Raw genomic sequence first — 18581 nt, 5'->3', positions numbered from 1 at the left:
AGGCGCCCGCACTCACCGCGCATATGCATACGGCCCGAATGTAGCGCCGACAAAACCACCGGCCGACTCGGTGCTGAGCACGCGCGCATCGCCCTGTTCAAGCAGCGTCTGCCATTGTCCTTCACCGACTGCGTAATCCACATGCACGCGCGCAGCATCCAGCGCGAAGCGCAGCTTCACCGGCTGCTTGAGATCGGGCAGTGGCGCGCGTGCCAGCTCGGTGCCGGTGTTTGGCTGCTGCGCTCCCGCACGGCGATATAGCACCACCGCGGTGCCGCTGCCTCGCGTACCAGCATGGGGGGCAGGAAGCTGCTCTCCTTGGCCACAATCGCCAGGCCGGCTTGTTCGCCAGGGTCCAGCGCACTGCCGTCCACGCTGGCGACCAAGGTGGCGTGGTGAGAGCCGCGCGTTGTGGGCGTGTCGCTCAACGTCAACTGGCAGTCATAGGGTGATCGGTTGACTGCAGTCACTGCGGCGTCAGCGCCGCAGTGATGTTTCGTGTGTGGATCCAGGCCAGCTGCGTACATGCGCAGCTGGCCTTTTTGTTGCGTTACCGATTGCTCAACACCGAACGCACCCAGCTGACGATCTGCGCGCTGCTCACCGCGCCCGAATGCCGGCCAAGCTCCTGCCCACCCTGGATGACCAGCAAGGTGGGAATGCTACGGATGCCAAAGCGCGTGCCCAGCGCCGGATGCAGGTCGGTATCCACCTTGGCCAAGCGCACCTGCGGTTCCAGCGCGGCGGCGGCCGCGGCAAATTGCGCCGCCATGCTCAGGCACGGCCCGCACCACGGCGCCCAGAAATCCACCACCAGCGGCAGTGCACTGCGCACCGCGTGCTTGTCGAAATCCGCAGTCGATAGGGCCACCGGCGTGCCCAGAAACAGCGGCTGATGGCAGCTGCCGCACTTGGGCGCATCGCGCAGGCGCGTGGGCGCGATGCGGTTCATCGCAGCGCAACTCGGGCAGGCGATCAGAAGCGATGCGTCGGTCATGTGGGTCTCCAGTAGGCGGCGCTGCCTGCGCTGCCCGGCTATCACTGGCCGCGCGCATGCTGCATGTCGCCAGTGTAGCTGCCACGCCCCAAGGCGCTGTGCCCAGGGCCAGCGGCTGTACCATTAAGCGGATGCGTGGCGAGCTGCCTGCGCGCCGTAGCGCGCTGCATCGCTCAGGCCGACTGGCCGAGCGTCACGATCGGGACGAAGCCGCCGTAGACCATGCGCTTCCCGTCGAACGGCATCGGGTTGACGGACGGATCCATGCGCGGGTCTTCCATCATCTTGCGCATGCCTTCATCGCGGGTGGCCTTGTCCGGCCATTCGATCCAGGAAAACACCACAGTCTCTTCATTGGTTGCGTCGACTGCGCGATAGAAGTCGGTCCACTGTCCTCGCTGGACATCGTCGGCCCAGCACTCCACTACGCGCAGCGCGCCGTACTCCATGATGACCGCATCGCCCATGCGGGCATGCGCGATAAATGCGTCTTTGTTGGCCGTGGGCACGGCAAGCACAAAACCATCGATATACGACATAACCACCTCCGCAGACAGGGCGCACGATGTGCACCCGAGGATGACCAAGGGATGTTGGTGCGACCAAGAACTGGAGAGCAGTGGGGCAGGAGCGTGCATCCAGCGCGCTGGCCGTACGAGCATACGGTGCATGCAGCGCGACAGCACTGCTTGAGTTGGCTGTCACGCGGGCTGACAGACGCGCTACTGCCGGGTTCGCTGGTGCGACGGTAGTCGATACGGCAGTCGTGGATTGTGTGTTGATTGATGGAGGCCCCTGGCCGCCAAATCTTGCTGGAGGAAGCGCCAAATGCGCGGCCAAACACGCGTTGGCCACGCAGCTTTACCATTCCGGCGTTATCTGCAATTGCTGAAGCGCGGCGAGTTGCTGTTCCGGCGCAACGCTTCAAGAGCATCCTGGCTGCGCGCTACGCGGGTGCAGTGCGCCCGTTCACGCCCGCTGGCATTGCGGGCGCTGTGAGACGTGCGGAGGTTAAGCCGCCAGGTTGTGGCGGCGCAGTCTGGCTTCGAACACCACGTCGCCGTCTTCGTTGCGCGCCTGCAGCGTGCCACCGTGTGCCTTGACGAATTGGTCGGCAATAAACAGCCCAAGCCCCAGTCCCTGGCTGGCATGGAAGCTGGCCTTGAACGGTTCGAACAGACGCGGCATCAGGCTGTCGGGAATGTGGCCGGCGTTGCGCACCGACAGGCGCAGGGTGTCGTGTTCGCGGCCATCCAGATGCACCTGCACCGGATGGCGGCCGCCGTGTAGCACGGCGTTGCCGACCAGATTGGACACCACCTGCGCCAACCGGTCGCCATCGCCATCGCCATCCAGGTCGCCCTCGGTGCGCAGGTCGATGGTGGTGTGCGGATTGGCCTGCGCCACTTCGCCCACCACGCTGTGCACCACCTCGCCCAGGTTGCATGGGCCGAACTGCATCGGCAGCCCATCGGTGCGCAGGCGCGAAAAATCCAGCAATTGCTCGACCATGCGCGACATGCGGTGCGCGCTGTTTTCCAGTTGTTCCAGCGTGCGCGCAGCCGAACTGTCGGCATCGACATCCAGGCCCAGTTTGTCGGCGCACAGCAGGATCACCGACAGCGGCGTGCGCAGGTCGTGGGCGAGCACGGCCATCATGGTTTCGTTGAGCGTGAGCGCGCGTTCCAGCGAGGCGTTGCGTGCCTTGAGCAACCGTCGCTGCTGGTACAACTCGATGAACACGTTGACCTTGCTCAGGATCACGTGCGGCTCGATCGGCTTGTGCAGAAAATCTACGGCGCCGGTTTCGTAACCCTGGAAGGCACGCATCGGATCGTTTGGCGAGGCGGTCAAGAAAATGATCGGCACATGCCGGGTGCGCTGCGAGCCGCGCATCAATTCTGCCAGCGAAAAGCCGTCCATTTGCGGCATGTGCACGTCCAGCAGCGCCAATGCCACGTCATGCTCGAGCAGCAGTTCCAGCGCCTGCGCACCGGACGCGGCGCACAGTACGCGGATGCCGTCGCGTTGCAGCAGCGCTTCCATCGCCACCAGATTCTGCGGCACATCGTCCACGATCAGGATCTTGGTGGATTCGGTGTCGTTGCTGCTTGCAGACTGGCCGGTCGCGGTGAGATTCATGCGTGAAAGGCTTCCAGTCGGGTGCAGATGGCCTGCAAGGTGAGCACCGCATCGGCGCCGGCGTGGGCGAGGGCGGAGGCGGGCATCAATGACGCAGCGGCGTCGTCGGGGCGCTGGATCCAGGCGGTGCCGCCCACAGCGCGCACCGCCGCCACACCGGCGCTGCCATCGGCGCTTGCACCGGTGAGCAGAATCGCCAGCAGGCGCTCGCCAAACACGTCGGCAGCCGATTCGAACAAGGGGTCGATTGCGGGGCGCGAAAACAACACCGGCGCATCCATCGACAACGCCAGGCTGTCGCGGGTTTCCAGCAGCAGGTGATAGTCGGGCGGAGCGACAGTGACGGTGCCAGCCAGCAGCGGCTGTTTGTCTTCGGCCTCGCGCACCGGAAGCGCGCAGCGCGCATCCAGTAGCTCGGCGATATGGCTGGAACGGTCGCGCGGCAGATGCAGCACGACCAACACCGGCATCGGTAAATCCGCTGGCAGCCCGGACAACAACGCCTGCAAGGCCATCACGCCACCGGCGGATGCGCCGATCACGATCGCGTCGAACTGCTGTGCATTCGGCATGCGGCTCATGCGGCCTTCCGATACAGCCGCTGCTCACGTGCGCACGCTTCGAACGCCTGCGCATGCGCGCCGAACTGCAGCGACTCCTTGCTGCCCAGCCCGAGAAAGCCGCGATGGACCAACGCATCGTAGAACAAGCCCACCGCACGATCCTGCAAGCTGCGGTTGAAATAGATCAGCACATTGCGGCACGACACCAAGTGCACTTCGGAAAACACCGTGTCGGTGGCCAGGCTGTGATCGGCGAATACGATATTGCGCTTCAAGCGCCGGTCGAACACCGCACCGTTGTACGCGGTGGTGTAGTAGTCCGACAGCGATGTGCGGCCACCGGCGTCCAGATAATTGCGGCTGAACTGCGCAATGCGATCGATGCCGTACGCGCCAGCTTCGGCCAGGCTCAATGCTTCCGGGTTGATGTCGGTGGCATAGATCACCGACTTTTCCAGCAGGCCTTCTTCGTGCAGCAGGATGGCCAGCGACCAGACTTCTTCACCGGTGCTGCAGCCTGCCACCCACAATTTGATCGAGGGATAGGTGCGCAACACCGGCACCGCATGCTCGCGCAGCATGCGGAAATACGCAGGGTCGCGGAACATCTCCGAGACCTGCACGGTAAAGAACTGCATCGCCTGCGCAAAGGTGTCCGGTTCGTGTAGCAGACGGTGCTGCAGATCGGCTACACGTGCGCAGTCGAAACGCGCCATTGCGTGGCGCATGCGCCGCCGCAACGAGGACACCGCATAGTCGCGGAAGTCGTAGTGATAGCGCTGGTACACCGCTTCCAGGAGCACACGCAGTTCCAGATCGAACAGCTCCACCGGGTTCATTGCCGCGAGCACCACACGCGGCACAGCGACACCAGCTTGTCCACATCGATGGGCTTGGCGATGTAGTCGTTGGCCCCAGCTTCCAGGCAACGCTCGCGGTCGTCGGCCATGGCCTTGGCGGTCAGCGCGATGATGGGCAGATCCTGCCACTGACGGTTGGCACGGATCTGCCGCATCGCGGTGATGCCATCCATCTCCGGCATCATGATGTCCATCAGCACCAGATCCACTTCGTGTTTGGCCAGGTGCTCCAGTGCCTCGCGGCCGTTGCGTGCAATCTGCAGCGTCACGCCCAGCGGTTCGAGCACGCTGGAAAGCGCGAAGATGTTGCGTACGTCGTCTTCTGCCAGCAGCACGGTGGCACCGTCCAGCACTGCATCGCGTCGGCGTGCTTCGCGCAGCAGGCGCTGCTGATCGCTGGGTAACGAGGCTTCCACGCTATGCAGGAACAGCGTCACTTCATCGAGCAGACGTTCCGGCGAGCGCACGCCCTTGATGATGATGCTCTTGGAATAGCGGCGCAGGCCTTGTTCTTCGTCGCGGGTGAGCGCACGCCCGGTGTAGACGATCACGGGCGGGAAGGCGACCGCATCGTTGCCGGCCATGCGTTCGAGCAAGTCGTAGCCGCTGCCGTCGGGCAGGGCCAGATCGGTGACCATGCAATCGAAGGTGGAACCTGCCAGCTGTTCCATCGCCTCGGCAATACTGCCCACTGCGACGATGTCCAACTGGTCGCGCGCCAGCAGCAACTGCAGATTCGCACGCAATGCGCTGTCGTCTTCGACGATCAACAGGCGGCGTACTGCACGCGCATTGGTTTCTTCCAGCTGACGGATCGCACCGGCCAGCAAGTCGCGCGTGGCCGGCTTGATGAGATAGCCGACCGCGCCAAGCTCCAGTGCAATCTGGCTACGTTCGAGAGCGGATACCACGTGCACCGGAACGTGGCGTGTGGCCGGGTCGCGCTTGAGGCGTTCGAGCACGCTTAGGCCAGACGCATCCGGCAAGCCGATGTCGAGCAGGATGCCGCTGGGGCGCAGCTCGGCTGCCAAGCGCAGTGCTTCTTCTGCGTTGGGAGCCACCACGCAATCGAAATCCAGTTCGTGGGCCAGGTCCACCAGCGCCTGCGCAAAACGGGTGTCGTCTTCCACCGCCAGAATCAGGCGGCCGGGACGGCTGCGTTGGTCGCGATCATCGTCAGCGCGCCGGATCGGTGCAGCACTGGGCGAAGCGATCGGCAGCGGGGCGATGTGGGTGGCCGCAAGAGAATGTGCGCCGGGTTGCGCGGCTGTTGACATGCCGCGGTGCTGTTGCACGGAGCCGCCCGCTGTCGAATGCGGTGCCGTGGCAGCATTCGCAGTTACATCCGCTGCGCTGATCACTTCCGCAGGTGCACCATCAGTTGGCAATTCCAGCGTAAAGCAGCTGCCGCGGCCCGGCTCGCTGTCCACACTGATACTGCCGCCCATGCGTTGCGCCAGGTCGCGCGAAATCGACAAGCCCAGCCCGGTGCCGCCATAGCGGCGACGCGTGCTGCCATCGGCCTGACGGAACGCTTCGAAGATCACTTCGCTCTGTTCGCGCGCGATGCCGATGCCGGTGTCGGTCACCGCAAAGCGCACACGGCCCGGCGCATGCGCCTGCACCGACAGACTGACCTTGCCGTGTTCAGTGAACTTGATTGCGTTGGCCAGCAGGTTCTTGAGGATCTGCTGCAGGCGCTGGTTGTCGACCACCAGCTGTGTCGGCGCATCGGCAACGGCTGCGATCTCCAATGCCAGGCCCTTCTGCCGCGCCAGCGGCTCGAAGGTTTCGCGCAGGCGTTGCAACACCGAAGTGGTGGCCACGGTTTCGTCGGCCAGTTCCACATGCCCTGCTTCGATCTTGGACAGGTCCAGGATGTCGTTGATCAGCGTCAGCAGGTCGTTGTTGGACGACAGGATGGCCTGCGCGTATTTCACCTGCTCGGTGCTGAGTGTGCCGTCCTTGTTGTCGGCCAGCAGCTTGGCCAGGATCAACGCGCTATTGAGCGGAGTGCGCAACTCGTGCGACATGTTGGCCAGGAATTCGGACTTGTAGCGCGAGGCGGTGGATAGCTCGTTGCTATTGCGCACCAGCTGATTCTGCGCAATCAGCAAGGCCTGTCTCTGCGCTTCCAGTGCCTGGGTGCGCTCTTCCAACTGCACGTTGGTCTGTTCCAATTCTGCCTGCTGCACTTCTAGATCGCTTTGCGATTGCTGCAGGCTGCGGCTCTGTTCTTCCAGTTCTTCGTTGGCGACGCGCAGCTCCTCCTGCTGGGTCTGCAGTTCTTCGCTCTGCCGCTGGGTTTCTTCCAGCAAGGCCACCAGCTGCGCGCGCAGCAAGGCGGTGCGCAGGGCAAGGCCGATGTTTTCGCCGCAGCGTGCCAGCAGTTCTTCTTCGCGCGACCCGGCGGTGAGTGGGTCGGTCACGCGACCGAGTTCGATGATGCCGATCACCCGACCATCGGCCGTAACCGGCGCCAGCAGCAATTCCTGGCAGCCGCTCTGGCCCAGCCCGGAGGCGATCTGCAGATGGCCGGCGTCCACGCCGCGTAGGCGCCGCACCGTGCCACGTTGCAGCACTTCGCCGAGTTGGCCGGCAGTGGTTGGCAGTGTCTGCGGAAGATCGGGCGGCAGCGCCGCACCACCGGTGAGCCGCAGGCGTTCGCCTTCAATGCGATACAGCGCGCCCACCTGCGCATCCAGCGTCTCGCACAAAGCGCGCGCCGCGGCGTCGGCCAATTCCTGCGGCGCCTGATTGCCGCGCAAACTCGCCTCAACCGTATTTTCTGCTTGCTGCAGCCACAGCGCGAATTCGGCCTGCCGGCGCGCGCGGATCGCCTGCATCACCACAAATGCCATGGCCAGAAACGACACGCCGCCGATGCTGCGGTTGACCGATGAAAAACTCGAGTTGGTGCTCGGTGGCGCAAGTTGAAAACCGATCGCCAGCAAGGCGCACGACAACGTGCCCACCACAAGTGGTACCTGCGGGCGGTTCTGAAACACCGTCACGCCGACCGCAACGAAGTAGGTCAGCCACACCGCATAGCCGAGCGGAGTGACCAACTCCATGCCCAGCGTGCCAGCCATCAAGGCCCCCGCGATGACCCAAATCCAGCGGTCGCGTGTGGTCGAGATGTTGGGCATAAGTCGCGCGGACCGAACTGAGAGGGCGGTCATGGTAGCCGATAACTTTCACGCGCAAATCGCCGGAAATTTGACGCTTTTGCTGCCGGGTTGGCTTGCACGCAACCTTCACGGACCCCTCACTAAGGTCGCGCGCTTTTCCGGGGGAAACATCGCGCGATGGATGCGGAAACGGCCGTCGACAGTGCAGGGCCGCTTTCTTACGACAGCCGGCAGTGTCAGCTGTTGGTGCAGAGCGTGTCCGATTACGCGATCTACATGCTCGATATCGGTGGCCATATCCGGAGCTGGAACCCCGGCGGCGAGCGGATCAAGGGCTACAGCGCAAGCGACGTGTTAGGCACGCATTTCTCGCGGTTTTATCTGCCCGAGGATGCGCAACGCGACGAGCCCAGCCGCAATCTGGAGATCGCCAGGCGCGAAGGACGCTTCGCTGCCGAAGGTTGGCGCCTGCGCAAGGATGGCAGCAGGTTCTGGGCGAGCGTGGTGATCGAACCAGTGTTGGAATTCGGGACGCTGGTGGGCTTTGCCAAAGTCACCCGTGATCTGACCGAGCGGTATGAGGCGCAGCATTTGCTGCAACAGGCGCAACAAGCACTGTTGCAGTCACAGAAGATCGAAGCGCTGGGTCGGTTGACGCTGGGCATGGCGCACGACTTCAATAACTTGCTCACTGTGATGGTGACCAGCCTGGATCTGATTGCACTGCGCGCAGGCGAGGATGCACGCACCCGCATGCTGATCGAAACGGCGCAAACGGCGGTGGATCGCGGCACGTTGTTGACGCGTCAACTGCTGGCCTTCGCGCGCGGGCAACGGCTGAATCCTGAGCGCCACGCCGTCAGTGACATCGTGACGCGTTCGTTAGCGCTATTGCGGCGTGTCTGCCCGCCGGCGGTGGATCTGTCGCTGCAGTTCGCCGATGCATTACCGGATGTGCGCGTAGACCCAGGCCAGCTGGAAGCGGCGTTGCTCAATCTGGTCTTCAATAGTTGCGATGCGATGCCTGCTGGCGGTGCAATCGCGTTGTTCACTTCTGCCGCGCAACGCACAGCGCCGTCAGATCCCAAAGGCATACGGCGCCGGTATGTCGCCGTTGCCGTACGCGACGACGGCCCAGGCATGTCGGCGCATGTTGCACAGCGCGCCAGCGAACCATTTTTCACCACCAAAGATGTCGGCAAGGGCTCAGGCCTGGGGTTGAGCCAGGTCTACGGCTTTGCATCTCAGTCCGGTGGCTTTGTTGAGCTTGAGACCGCACCTGGACGCGGCACCAACGTCACCGTGTTTCTCCCGGCCATCGAGGAGGCCGAGCATGACTGAATCCCTTCGCCTGCTGATGGTGGAAGACCAAGAAGAACTGCGCGAATTGATCGGCGAAGCGTTGCGCGATGCTGGCATCAGCGTCGATACCGCCGATGATGGCCACAGCGCCTTGCGCATGTTGCGCGACAGCGGCCCGTACGATGTGGTGTTTAGCGATATCCGGATGCCCAACGGCATGTCGGGCATCGAATTGAGCGAGCAGGTGGCACAACTGCTGCCGCAGGCGCGCGTCATTCTGGCCTCCGGCTTCGCCAAGGCGCAGTTGCCGCCGTTGCCGGCTCAGGTCGATTTCCTGCCCAAACCGTATCGCCTGCGCCAGCTCATCGACATGCTCAAGAGCACCGCAGCCAACGCATAAACGTTGGCTGCGCGTGCCGCATCAACGGCTCTGGTAGTACACCTTGCCGATGGCAATCTCCACCGGTGCAGCCGGCGGATCGGTCACCGGTAAAAGGGCTGTTCGACCGCCTGCAGATCCAAGTGCTAGAACGCGCCGAACTTTGCCCGTCCGCCACACTGCGGGCTGCGGCTCACCCTCCATTCGCCTGACGTGCGCCTGCCGCAGCCCACGTACGCGATCGCTCACTGCAGCTTGAGCATCACGATCGAATGCGCCGGCAGCGCCACGTTCAATGCCTTGCCCTGCACACGGGCGCCCTTGAATACCGCTGGCGCGACGGCACGTGGCTGGGCATAGGTGTTGTGCGTGGTGATCGCTGGTGCGGTCAGGATCTGGCCCTCCACCGCACGCAGCGTCAGACCATCCACCTGCACGCTGACAGTCGCCGCCGCAGTGGTGTCCAGGTTGGTCAACGCAATATACACATGACCATCCTCCGCCTTGACCGCCGAGCCGTGCACCGCCGGCACATGCGTACCGCCATGACGGTACTCCGGGGTCTGCAATTGCAGCGGCAGGTGAGTGGCATCCTGGTAGGGCTTGTACATTGCAAACACGTGATAGGTCGGCGTCAGCACCATCTTGTCGCCATCGGTGAGGATCATTGCTTGCAGCACATTGACCATCTGCGCGATGTTGGCCATGCGCACGCGCTCGGCATGCTGGCTGAAGATGTCGAAGTTGAGGGAGGCCACCAGCGCGTCGCGCAGGCTGTTTTGCTGCTGCAGGAAGCCAGGATTGGTGCCGGGCAATGGCGCGTACCAGGTGCCCCATTCGTCAACGACCAGGGCCACTTTCTTGGCCGGGTCGTACTTGTCCATGATCGCGCTGTGCTTGGTGATCAGCTCGTCCATCACCAGCGTACGCGACAGCGTCTGGATCCATGCGGCTTCGTCGAACGTGGTCGAAGAGGCGCGCGGCGGCCAACCGCCCGGAATGGTGTAGTAATGCATGCTCAGCCCATCCATGTACTTGGTGGCTTCGCGCATCATCACCTCGGTCCAGTGGTAGTCGTCATCGCTAGGGCCAGGCGCGATCTTGAGGATCTTCTGGTTGGCCGGCGATTTAACGAAGGTCTGGTAGCGGCGGAACACATCGGCTGCGTATTCCACGCGCATATTGCCGCCGCAGCCCCACAACTCGTTGCCCACGCCGAAATACGGCACCTGCCAGGGCGCGTCGCGGCCATTGGCGCGGCGCTCGTTGGCCAGGCTCGAACGGGTTGGCGCGGTCATGTATTCGGCCCACTGCGCGATCTCTTCCGGCGCAGCATCGCCCACGTTGCCGGCGACATAGGCCTGGGTGCCAAGCAGTTCGGTGAAATCCATGAACTCGTGCGTGCCAAAACGATTGGTCTCTTCCACACCGCCCCAATGCGTATTGACCCTGATCGGGCGCTTGGCCGGCGTGCCCACGCCATCGCGCCAGTGGTATTCGTCGGCGAAGCAGCCACCCGGCCAGCGGATGTTGGGCACGGCGATGGCTTTCAATGCGGCGACCACGTCGTTGCGATAGCCGCGCGTGTTGGGAATCGGCGAATCCTCGCCCACCCACACGCCGCCATAGATGCCGGTGCCCAGATGCTCGGCGAACTGGCCGAACAGTTGCCGCGATACCTGCGGACCGGGCTGGTCCACGCGCAAGGTGCCGCTGACTTTGACCTCTGCAGCGAAGGCAGCTGGTGTGCTGGCAAGTAAGACGGCGACGAAAACGGCATTCAACAGCTGTCTGCGCGATGTCCGCAACGCGAGGGAAATCCACTGCATCGGGTCGGTGCTCCTGTGCTGGTCGGTAGTCGGGCGGGGGCTGCTGCGAGGGAAGCGCGTCGTCAGCGTAGTGCGGGTGGTGGCACTTTGTATTGCTGCAGCGCGACCAGCGCATATCAGCGCAGACGAGCGCGGCAGTGCTTCGCGCGCTGCAGTCGCTTCGCAGGCCAGGATGTGCGCAGCAGCATGGTCGGCAGCGGCGTCGTGCGGCTATGCTCGCTGACTTCCCTCATCGGCAGGACGATCCATGCAGCGAGTGTTCGGGCAGTTGCCAGACGGTGTCGAGATCCACGCGCTCACGCTCCGTAGCGAGGCCGGTCTCGAGGCGGAAGTGCTCACCTACGGCGGCATCCTGCATACGCTGCAGTTGACCACCGCACAGGGCGTGGTGCCGCTGGTGCTCAACCTGCCGGACCTGCCCGCCTACGCCGCTGACGGCGACAGCCTCAACATTCTGGTCGGCCGCTTCGGCAATCGCATCGCCGGCGCGCGCTACACGCTGGACGGCGTCAGCCACGTGCTGGCAGCAAATGAGGGGCGCAACCAGTTGCACGGCGGGCTGCGCGGTTTCGGGCGACGCGTGTGGAGCGTACTGGAGCAAGCGCCAGATCAGGTGCTGTTGGGCTATGACTCGCCCGATGGCGAAGAGGGCTACCCCGGCAATCTGCAAGTGCGTGCGCGCCTGCAGCTTCATGGGCTGCAGCTGCAGCTGGACTTCGAAGCGCACTGCGATGCCGCGACTGCGTTGAACCTTACCCATCATCCATATTTCAATCTGTCCGGCGACCCACAGCTGCGTGCTGCAGCGCAGGTGCTGCGCGTGCCGGCCGATCGCTACCTGCCGGTGGACGCCGAATCGATCCCCACTGGCGAGATCGCGTCGGTGGCCGCTACGCCATTCGATTTCCGCCAGCCTGCCGCGCTAGCCGATAGCACCGATCCGGCGCATCCGCAGATCGTCCTCGGCAAGGGCTACGACCAATGTCTGGTGCTGGCCGCCGACGCGGACTGCGTTGCCGAGCTGTATTCGCCGCACAGCGGCGTGGCGTTACGCATCCGCAGCGATGCCCCTGCGGTGCAGTTGTACGAAGGCCAACATCTGGACGCACATCATCCGGGACTGGGGCGCGGCGTCTGCCTGGAGCCGCAGGACTACCCGGACGCGCCCAATCACGCCAATTTCCCTTCGACGATCCTGCGGCCCGGCGAAACCTATCGCCGCCGCATCAGCTATCACTTCGTCAGTGCGGGGCAGGACCAGCCCTGGGAGGCTGTGCGCGCCGCGCTGGATGCGTGAGGAGTTTTTAGAACGAAGGAGCTGGCTGGGCTGCGTCGTGCGGCACGCGCAACCCGATTCCGCTGATTGCGTTATGAGCTCTGACGGGGCGAGCGCGTCACTCGGCGTATGCCTGGATTGCCAGTGACCTTTGGTGGGCCTAAGCCCTAGCGGCCTGCAGAAGATCGAGTCATGCGCACGTGCCTGCGCGCAGCGGCTACCACGCCAGCCAGGATGCGCCGGATGCAGAGGTTGCACCCGACCACCTTGGACTTCGAAACAACGCCGCCGCTGTGCTCACACCACGCTTAGCGCGGCCCTAGCACCAGCTCGATGACGAACTTGCTGCCGAAGAACGACAGCACCAGCAACAGCATCGCGGTCAGTGTCCAGTGCACGGCCTTGGTGCCACGCCAGCCATTGCGCCAGCGGCCGATCAACAGCGCACCGAACACGATCCACGACAGTATGCTGAGCACGGTCTTCTGCAGCAGCCGTTGCGCCAGGAAATCCTGCACGAACAACAGGCCGGTCAGCAGGGTCAGGCTCAACAGCACAAAGCCCACCGCGATCGTGCGAAACAGCAGCGTTTCCAGCTCGGTCAATGGCGGCAGTGCGCGCAGCCAAGTGTGGAAATCGCGCCGACGCAGCGCGCGTTCCTGCAACCACAGCATGATCGCCAGCAGTGCCGCGATGCCCAGCGTGGCGTAGGCCAGCAAGGCCAGCCACGCATGCAATTCCAGCCGCCAGCCCAGGTCCGAGCTGGGCTCGTGGCCGTAGGCGTGATAGCTGGCCAGCAGAATCGCCGAGAGCGGGAATACCACCACGCCCACCGCGGCCATACGCCCGCGGCCACCGAACACGGCCGTCAGCGCAGCCATGCCCAGCCCGCACAACGACAACGCCGCGAAGAAATGCATGTCGGGCCCACCGGCGGTGCGCACGGCCACCAGCACGTGGTAGCCGGCGTGCAGCGCCACTGCGGCCAACGCCGGCGCCAGCCAGCGCGCCGGCGCCTGGTTGCCATCGCGCAACACCGCCCGAGTGAGCAGTGCCGTGGCCAGCAGATACAGGGCGAACGCGATGAGAACGATTGTCATCGTGGAAGTTTCGCATATTGATGGGGCGGGTATTGGAGATTCGGGAATTGGGATTCGCAAATCAGAAGCCGTGGCGCGCGAGGATGGGGGGGGGGGAATAAGTGGCTGGGGCAGGCCACTGATTTGAGCAACGTTGAATGGCTGTGCGGCTTGGGCTGGTTTGGCTGGGCGGACCAGGTCGGACCTGGACAAGAGCGGGGGCGGGCAGCGCTAGGTCGGGTCGGGCCACTGTCGGGGCAGGCCGCCAGCCGGTGCCGCTATAATCGGCACCCGTTTCCCCTCCGCGGTCCTTTGCGCATGTTCGAGTCCCTTACCCAACGTCTCTCCGGCACCATGGAGCGCCTGCGCGGCCGCGGTCGCCTGACCGAGGAGAACATCCGCGAAGCCACCCGGGAAGTGCGCATCGCGCTGCTCGAGGCCGACGTGGCGCTGCCGGTGGTCCAGGCGCTGATCGAGCGCATCAAGGTGCGCGCGGTCGGTCAGGAAGTGCTCAAGTCGCTGACCCCGGGCCAGGCGCTGATCAAGATCGTGCGCGACGAGCTCACCGCCGTCATGGGCGCCGCCGCTGCCGACCTCAACCTCAATGTGCCGGCACCGGCGATCATCTTGATGGCTGGCCTGCAGGGTGCGGGCAAGACCACCACGGTCGGCAAGCTCGCCAAGCACCTGAAGGAAAAGCGCAAGAAAAAGGTCATGGTGGTCTCGGCCGACGTCTACCGCCCGGCCGCGATCGAGCAGCTCAAGACCCTAGCCGAACAGGTTGGGGTGCTGTTCTTCGCCTCCGACGCCTCGCAGAAGCCGGTCGACATCGTGCGCGCCGCCATCAGCGATGCGCGCAAGTCGTTCGTCGACGTGCTGCTGGTCGATACCGCCGGCCGCCTGGCGATCGATGCGGCGATGATGGACGAGATCAAGGCGCTGCACACCGCGGTCAACCCCACCGAAACCCTGTTCGTGGTCGATGCGATGACCGGCCAGGACGCGGCCAACACCGCCAAGGCCTTCGGTGAGGCGCTGCCGCTGACCGGCGTGGTGCTGACCAAGACCGACGGCGACGCGCGCGGCGGTGCAGCACTGAGCGTGCGCTACATCACAGGCAAGCCGATCAAGTTCGTCGGTACCGGCGAAAAGACCGACGGCCTGGACGTGTTCCATCCCGACCGCGTTGCCAGCCGCATCCTGGACATGGGCGACGTGCTGTCGCTGGTGGAGCAGGTCGAGCACAGCGTCGATCAGGAAAAGGCCGCCAAGCTCGCCGCCAAGGTCGCCAAGGGCAAGAAGTTCGACCTCAACGACATGAAGGAGCAGCTCGAGCAGATGCAGAACATGGGCGGCATCCATGGGCTGATGGACAAGCTGCCGGGCATGGGCCAGATCCCGGATAACGTCAAGCAGCAGGTCACCGGCAAGGAAGTGCCGCGCATGATCGCCATCATCAATTCGATGACCAAGAAAGAGCGCCGCAACCCGGCCCTTCTTAACGGTTCGCGTCGCGCCCGCATCGCCCGCGGCTCGGGTATGCAGCCGGCCGACGTCAACAAGCTGATGAAGCAGTATCAGCAGATGGAAAAGATGATGGGCAAGCTGGCCGGCGGCGGCATGAAGGGCCTGATGCGCAACATGAAGGGCATGATGGGCGCCATGGGCGGCCGCGGCGGCATGCCGTTCCGCTGAGCAACCTGCGCAGGCCGCGCGCTGTGAAGACATCCGCAGGCGCGCACTGCGTGCATCTTGCGCTGGCCCTTGTGGTGGCGTGGCAGGCCACATCCGGCTGGGCAGTGGTCCCCGCAAGTATGGTGTTCTGGCTGTGTATCGCACTGGTTGCTGCTGGCATCGACCGCGTATTTGCGTCGCACCCTGCAGAAGTACAAGCGACACACTCAGCCTCTGGAGATACGGGCGACGGCAACCTTGCTGCGCAGGTGATCGTCCGCCTGCCACGGCTCGATGCAGCCGCGAAACGTGGCATCGAAAAAACCGTGCATGACGCCTTAGTGCGGCAGTGGCGCAGCCACATTGTGGACGTTACGCCTTACGAAGAAGAGCGCTATCCGCGGCAGGGCATCTGCACCACGGTCGAGTTGTTTCTGCGTGCCGGCGACCGGCTTGTACTCGCGTTTCATCCGGATGCGAACGCCAGTCCGCCTGCACCAGCGTGGCGCTGTGACCTATGGCCTCCCGGCGCTACGCATTCGCAGTGGCTGGACGTACCTGCTAATGGCGAGATGGACGTGCCGCTGACGCAGACCGGGGTGTATTCGATCGGCATTGGCCAGGCCTACGGCACTGCCAGGGGGTGATCGGGTTATGGTTGCGCGTACCCGAGCCGGACCGGCTGGCGTTGTCGCTGAAGCCGGCATTCGAGTCGACCCTGCGTTACGCACGTCGCGACGACGGCGCGGCGGTGGTGCATATCTAAAACGAAGCGCAGCTGTCGTCGCATGCGCGTCTCGAGAACGTACCTGTGCACGGCACGCCGGCTGGTGCGCCGCTGTTATTCGCCAGCACCGACGATGTATGGGATGTATCTGCATGCGCTGACCCTTGCAACGTCTTGGCCCGCAGAAAACACCCATCTGCACCGCTACTTCCTGCGCGTGACTCAAGGCAATGTGCTGACACTGGAACTTGCCCGGGCCGCCACGCACTTTGATCGCCCCTTGCCGCTGCCCGATCAATGCACTGGTCGCACGCAAGGCGAGGTGCGTTTATTCAAGTTGGTGCGTGGGCCGGAGTTGGAGCATATGCGGGCGAGCGCAAAGGCGGCCGATTGCACGCAGCTCACCTGTCCCGCCGATGGCGATGACTGCCTGGAATTGCGGCTGGTCGGGCCGCCTGCGTGGCGCACGCAACCGGTTTCGTCGTTCGTCGATTTGCGCTTGTGGGGCGCTTATCTACAGCGTCCGCACCGCTTGCGTGACTTTGCGTTGGAGAATGTCTGGGTCGAAGATTGGTACCAGCAACTCATGCCGGTGCCGAGGCATTAACGCAACAGGTGCGGCATGCAGTGCACTTGCGATTGAGCATTTTGCCTGTGCCGGCATCAGTGTCTCTCCATCGCGGTTACCATGCGCCATCCCATGGTGTGCGCAGTGGTTGATGACCAGATTCTCCAACGTCGATGCCTTTCAGCAGCGCTTCGGCCTACGCCTGCCGATCCTGCTCAGCCCCATGGCCGGCGCCTGCCCGGTGCCATTGTCGGCGGCGGTCGCGAACGCCGGTGGCATGGGCGCGATGGGTGCGGTGTTGTCGCAGCCGCAGGACATCGTGGCGTGGATGACCGCGTTCCGTGAGGCCAGCGCAGGGCCTGCGCAAGTCAATCTGTGGATTCCCGACCCGGCGCCTGCGCGCGATGCGGCTACCGAAGCGCGCCTGCGTGCGTTTCTTGCGCAGTGGGGACCACCGGTGCCGGAGGCAGCAGGCGATGCACTGCCTGCCGATTTCGATGCGCAATTCGAGGCCTTGCTGGCTGCGCGTCCAACGGTTGCGTCCTCGATCATGGGCGTATTTCGGCCCGATCAGGTGGCACGCCTCAAGAGTGCCGGCATCGCCTGGTTCGCCTGCGCCACCACGCTTGACGAAGCGCTCGCCGCGCAGGCAGCAGGTGCCGATGCTGTGGTTGCGCAAGGTGCCGAAGCTGGTGGCCATCGCGGTGCGTTCGATGCCGGCCGCGCAGCGCAGCAGATGACCGGGCTGTTCGCATTGCTGCCGCGTCTGGTCGATCGTCTAGATATCCCGGTCATCGCTGCCGGTGGCATTGCCGATGCACGCGGCATTGCCGCGGCGCTGACGCTGGGCGCCAGTGCTGTACAGATCGGCACCGGCTTGTTGCGCACGCCCGAAGCGGCACTGCCGAGCGCCTGGGCCGACGCGCTGGCCCAGGCCGAGCCGGAGCACACCCAGCCAACCCGCGCATTCTCCGGCCGGCTGGGCCGCGCCCTGACCACAGCGTATGTGCAGGCCGCTGGCGCTGCAGACGCACCGCCACCCGCGCCTTATCCGGTGCAGCGCGGGCTCACCGCGCCAATGCGGCAGGTTGCGGCGCGCGAGAACCGTCTGGAGGCGATGCAAGCCTGGGCCGGCCAGTCCGCCTGGATGGCGCCTGCACAAACGGCCGCGCAGGTGGTGACACAATGGTGGGAACAGGCGCAGGCGCTGCTGTGCCGCTGATCTTTTGCAACGGCGCGGCCGCTACCGTGCAGCAGCTCAGTGCTGCCGCGTTGAACAACTACGGCCACTTCACCACGCTGCAGGTGCGCGACAGCGCTGTGTTGGGGCTGGACCTGCATCTGCGCCGTTTGCGCCACGACAGCGCAGCGTTGTTCGGCACATCAATCGATGCAGAAGTCATTCGCACGCAGTTGCGCGCTGCGTTGTCGGTTGCCGGCAGCACCGATGCGAGCGTGCGCATTACTGTTTTTTCGCAGGATTTCGACCTGCGCGATCCATCGCGCGCCGTCGCACTGGATGTGCTGGTCTCGCTCGCGCCGGCCGCGCAGATGCCAGCCACTGCAACGCGCGTGCAGCCCGTCCACTACGTGCGTGAGCTGCCGCTGTTCAAACATGTCGGCACCTTTCCACTACTGCAGCTGCGCCGCCACGCAATGCTGGCCGGTTTCGACGATGCGCTATTGATCGATTCCCAGGAGCATCTGGTGGAAGGTGCGTTCTGGAATCTTGGCCTGTGGCAGCAGGGCAGGGTGGTATGGCCGCACGGGCCGGCCTTGCCTGGTACCCGGCAGCGTTTACTGCAGGCCGGGTTGCAGATGCTCGGGGTTGAGCAGGAAGTGCGTCCGGTCGCACTAAGCGAGCTGGACAGGTTCGATGGCGGCTTCAGCTGTAATGCCCGCGGGCAGCAGGCGCTGGCGGCGGTTGGGTCTGTGCACTGGTCGGCAGATTCCGCGCAGCTTGCGATCCTGAACCAGGCGCTGCAAACCCAGGCCTGGCAACGGATCTGAGCGATTCCTGGGTGACTTGGCTTCGCCACCGGAGCCCGCTATAA

The 18581-nt window shown here is 64.3% G+C and carries 16 protein-coding genes and 1 pseudogene; 8 read left to right on the top strand and 9 right to left on the bottom strand.

The annotated features are described in order from the left end of the window. Positions 1-12: 12 nt before the first annotated feature. The 7 genes and pseudogenes from NX05_RS23850 to NX05_RS15165 all read right to left on the bottom strand — a co-directional run. Positions 13-398 (bottom strand): annotated as a pseudogene (locus NX05_RS23850) (beta-xylosidase family glycoside hydrolase); the annotation flags it as partial. Positions 399-550: 152 nt separating this feature from the next. Continuing rightward, positions 551-997: a thioredoxin TrxC gene (gene trxC, locus NX05_RS15190; protein WP_039435677.1), complete on the bottom strand. Its 447-nt coding sequence runs from the start codon at positions 995-997 to the stop codon at positions 551-553. A gap of 173 nt (positions 998-1170) precedes the next feature. Then, on the bottom strand, positions 1171-1536 hold the full coding sequence (locus NX05_RS15185) for a DUF1428 domain-containing protein (protein WP_039435674.1): 366 nt from the start codon (positions 1534-1536) through the stop codon (positions 1171-1173). Between the two features lie 472 nt (positions 1537-2008). Beyond that, on the bottom strand, positions 2009-3139 hold the full coding sequence (locus tag NX05_RS15180) for a hybrid sensor histidine kinase/response regulator (RefSeq protein WP_039435672.1): 1131 nt from the start codon (positions 3137-3139) through the stop codon (positions 2009-2011). After that, a complete protein-coding gene (locus NX05_RS15175; protein ID WP_039435670.1) occupies positions 3136-3720 on the bottom strand; it encodes a chemotaxis protein CheB in 585 nt (194 codons plus the stop codon). The genes NX05_RS15180 and NX05_RS15175 overlap by 4 nt, the downstream gene beginning before the upstream one ends. Next, a complete protein-coding gene (locus tag NX05_RS15170) occupies positions 3717-4565 on the bottom strand; it encodes a CheR family methyltransferase (protein WP_017116702.1) in 849 nt (282 codons plus the stop codon). The genes NX05_RS15175 and NX05_RS15170 overlap by 4 nt, the downstream gene beginning before the upstream one ends. Beyond that, positions 4538-7711, bottom strand: a complete 3174-nt coding sequence (locus NX05_RS15165) for a response regulator (protein ID WP_039435668.1) — start codon at positions 7709-7711, stop codon at positions 4538-4540. Before NX05_RS15165 ends, NX05_RS15170 begins: the two co-directional genes overlap by 28 nt. Positions 7712-7870: 159 nt before the next feature. Between NX05_RS15165 and NX05_RS15160 the strand changes: the two genes are divergently transcribed. Then, the gene (locus NX05_RS15160) at positions 7871-9034 is read left to right on the top strand and encodes a two-component system sensor histidine kinase NtrB (RefSeq protein ID WP_039435666.1); all 1164 of its coding nucleotides are present in this window, start codon (positions 7871-7873) and stop codon (positions 9032-9034) included. Beyond that, the gene (locus tag NX05_RS15155) at positions 9027-9395 is read left to right on the top strand and encodes a response regulator (protein ID WP_010365887.1); all 369 of its coding nucleotides are present in this window, start codon (positions 9027-9029) and stop codon (positions 9393-9395) included. The genes NX05_RS15160 and NX05_RS15155 overlap by 8 nt, the downstream gene beginning before the upstream one ends. A gap of 224 nt (positions 9396-9619) precedes the next feature. Here NX05_RS15155 and NX05_RS15150 read toward each other — a convergent pair whose 3' ends face one another. Next, positions 9620-11203, bottom strand: a complete 1584-nt coding sequence (locus tag NX05_RS15150) for an alpha-N-arabinofuranosidase (protein ID WP_039435663.1) — start codon at positions 11201-11203, stop codon at positions 9620-9622. Between the two features lie 247 nt (positions 11204-11450). Between NX05_RS15150 and NX05_RS15145 the strand changes: the two genes are divergently transcribed. Beyond that, positions 11451-12500 carry an aldose epimerase family protein gene (locus NX05_RS15145; protein WP_039435661.1) on the top strand — a complete coding sequence of 350 codons (1050 nt, stop codon included), beginning with the start codon at positions 11451-11453 and terminating at the stop codon, positions 12498-12500. A gap of 287 nt (positions 12501-12787) precedes the next feature. Here the strand turns inward: NX05_RS15145 and NX05_RS15140 are convergent, their stop codons facing one another. Beyond that, on the bottom strand, positions 12788-13579 hold the full coding sequence (locus NX05_RS15140; protein WP_010365897.1) for a cytochrome C assembly family protein: 792 nt from the start codon (positions 13577-13579) through the stop codon (positions 12788-12790). A gap of 297 nt (positions 13580-13876) precedes the next feature. Between NX05_RS15140 and ffh the strand changes: the two genes are divergently transcribed. From ffh to NX05_RS15120, 5 genes are all read left to right on the top strand, one after another. Beyond that, entirely contained in the window at positions 13877-15253 is a 1377-nt protein-coding gene (gene ffh / locus NX05_RS15135) for a signal recognition particle protein (RefSeq protein WP_039435658.1), read from the top strand. A gap of 305 nt (positions 15254-15558) precedes the next feature. Then, complete coding sequence (locus NX05_RS24990; RefSeq protein ID WP_230597727.1) at positions 15559-15879, top strand: hypothetical protein; 321 nt, start codon at positions 15559-15561, stop codon at positions 15877-15879. A 141-nt stretch (positions 15880-16020) separates the two neighbouring features. Continuing rightward, positions 16021-16566: a hypothetical protein gene (locus tag NX05_RS24985; RefSeq protein ID WP_249027766.1), complete on the top strand. Its 546-nt coding sequence runs from the start codon at positions 16021-16023 to the stop codon at positions 16564-16566. A gap of 112 nt (positions 16567-16678) precedes the next feature. Then, on the top strand, positions 16679-17749 hold the full coding sequence (locus NX05_RS15125; RefSeq protein ID WP_039435656.1) for an NAD(P)H-dependent flavin oxidoreductase: 1071 nt from the start codon (positions 16679-16681) through the stop codon (positions 17747-17749). Beyond that, positions 17740-18537: an aminotransferase class IV family protein gene (locus NX05_RS15120; protein ID WP_039435752.1), complete on the top strand. Its 798-nt coding sequence runs from the start codon at positions 17740-17742 to the stop codon at positions 18535-18537. Before NX05_RS15125 ends, NX05_RS15120 begins: the two co-directional genes overlap by 10 nt. Positions 18538-18581: the final 44 nt, after the last annotated feature.

Source organism: Xanthomonas vasicola, assembly GCF_000772705.2.
Lineage (GTDB): Bacteria > Pseudomonadota > Gammaproteobacteria > Xanthomonadales > Xanthomonadaceae > Xanthomonas > Xanthomonas vasicola.
Note: the sequence above shows the minus strand (reverse complement) of the source record. Positions and strands in the feature narration are given on the sequence as shown.

Bases quoted from the DNA above. Each gene is read 5' to 3' on its own strand.
- trxC (WP_039435677.1), bottom strand. From the start codon at position 997: ATGACCGACGCATCGCTTCTGATCGCCTGCCCGAGTTGCGCTGCGATG.
- NX05_RS15185 (WP_039435674.1), bottom strand. From the start codon at position 1,536: ATGTCGTATATCGATGGTTTTGTGCTTGCCGTGCCCACGGCCAACAAA.
- NX05_RS15180 (WP_039435672.1), bottom strand. From the start codon at position 3,139: ATGAATCTCACCGCGACCGGCCAGTCTGCAAGCAGCAACGACACCGAA.
- NX05_RS15175 (WP_039435670.1), bottom strand. From the start codon at position 3,720: ATGAGCCGCATGCCGAATGCACAGCAGTTCGACGCGATCGTGATCGGC.
- NX05_RS15165 (WP_039435668.1), bottom strand. From the start codon at position 7,711: ATGCCCAACATCTCGACCACACGCGACCGCTGGATTTGGGTCATCGCG.
- NX05_RS15160 (WP_039435666.1), top strand. From the start codon at position 7,871: ATGGATGCGGAAACGGCCGTCGACAGTGCAGGGCCGCTTTCTTACGAC.
- NX05_RS15155 (WP_010365887.1), top strand. From the start codon at position 9,027: ATGACTGAATCCCTTCGCCTGCTGATGGTGGAAGACCAAGAAGAACTG.
- NX05_RS15150 (WP_039435663.1), bottom strand. From the start codon at position 11,203: ATGCAGTGGATTTCCCTCGCGTTGCGGACATCGCGCAGACAGCTGTTG.
- NX05_RS15145 (WP_039435661.1), top strand. From the start codon at position 11,451: ATGCAGCGAGTGTTCGGGCAGTTGCCAGACGGTGTCGAGATCCACGCG.
- NX05_RS15140 (WP_010365897.1), bottom strand. From the start codon at position 13,579: ATGACAATCGTTCTCATCGCGTTCGCCCTGTATCTGCTGGCCACGGCA.
- ffh (WP_039435658.1), top strand. From the start codon at position 13,877: ATGTTCGAGTCCCTTACCCAACGTCTCTCCGGCACCATGGAGCGCCTG.
- NX05_RS24985 (WP_249027766.1), top strand. From the start codon at position 16,021: ATGCGCGTCTCGAGAACGTACCTGTGCACGGCACGCCGGCTGGTGCGC.
- NX05_RS15125 (WP_039435656.1), top strand. From the start codon at position 16,679: ATGACCAGATTCTCCAACGTCGATGCCTTTCAGCAGCGCTTCGGCCTA.